This is a genomic window from Candidatus Hodgkinia cicadicola, from assembly GCF_002774925.1.
The window spans coordinates 1-1,214 of record NZ_NXGO01000036.1 but is presented as its reverse complement, the minus strand read 5'-3'; the positions used below and the strand labels follow the sequence as shown (position 1 = coordinate 1,214).

At 48.7% G+C, this 1,214-nt stretch carries 1 pseudogene; it reads left to right on the top strand.

What is annotated here, in order from left to right:
- Positions 1–13: 13 nt before the first annotated feature.
- Positions 14–1,214, top strand: a pseudogene (locus MAGTDC_RS05535) (Hsp70 family protein); the annotation flags it as partial.

Below are 1,214 nucleotides of genomic sequence, written 5' to 3'. Positions count from 1 at the left end.
GCCTTTCAACGTTGTGAACGACTGTGGCACACCCAAGATACGTCGGGAGCACAAAGGTGAAATCAAAACATTTGTTCCAGAAGAAATCAGATCTATGGTGCTGACGAAAATGAAGGAAACCGCAGAATCCTTTTTGGGTACAACAGTCACAGATGATCTAATCACGGTTCCAGCGTACTTCAACGACTCGTAGCGTCAAGCCACCAAAGACGCGGGCACCATAGCCGGCCTCAGGATCATAAACGAGCCTACCGCAGCTGCTCTGGCTTACGGTCTAGACAAAAACCTGAAAGTCGAGAGGAACGTTCTGATTTTCGATCTGGGAGGCGGTACCTTTGATGTTTCTATCGTGACCATCGACGAGGGATCGCTGTTTGAAGTGAAAGCTACAGCCGGCGATAAGCATCTTGAAGGAGAAGACTTTGATAACAGACTTGTCAAACTCTTGGCTGACGAGTTCAAAAGGAATCTCCCCAAGGACATTCGCAACAACCTAAGAGCCCTTCGTCGCGTAAGGCCAGCAGCAGAGCGAGCGAAAAGAACGCTGACTTCCAGCATCGAGGCCAACATCGATATAAACGCCCTTCACGAAGGTATCGACTTCTACACAAAAGCGTTCAGAGCCAGGGTCGAATAATTTTGCGCCGACCTGTTTAGGAGCATGCTTCAGCCGATGAAGAAGGCTTTGAACGATGCTAAGATAGACAAGTCGTCGATTCACGATGTGGTGCTGGTCGGAGTTTCTACTCGCATTCCAAAAATACAGAGCTTGCTGCAGAACCTCTTCAACGTAAAATCGTAGAACCTTACCATACATCAGGACGAAGCAGTCGCATATGGCACAGCTGTTCAGGCGACCATTCTCAGCGGAGATCAGAGTTGGTAGACGTTGTTCCGCTGTCGCTCGGAATCGAGACAGTAGGTTCATGGGGAATTCATTGAACGCAACGCCAGAATACCTTGCAAACAAAAGAACACTTTCACCACGTACTCGGACAATCAGCCTGCTGTCACCATTCAAGTTTTCGAGGGAGAGAGAGCCATGACAAAGGACAGTAACCTTCTGGGAACACTTGACCACACCGGAATACCACCGGCTCCCCAAGGAGTACCAATAATCGACGTTACCTTCGTTTTGGACGCCAACGGAATTCTCAACGTTTCTGCCAAAGACACTAATTCTGGACGGTCCAAGAACATAGTCATCAAGAACG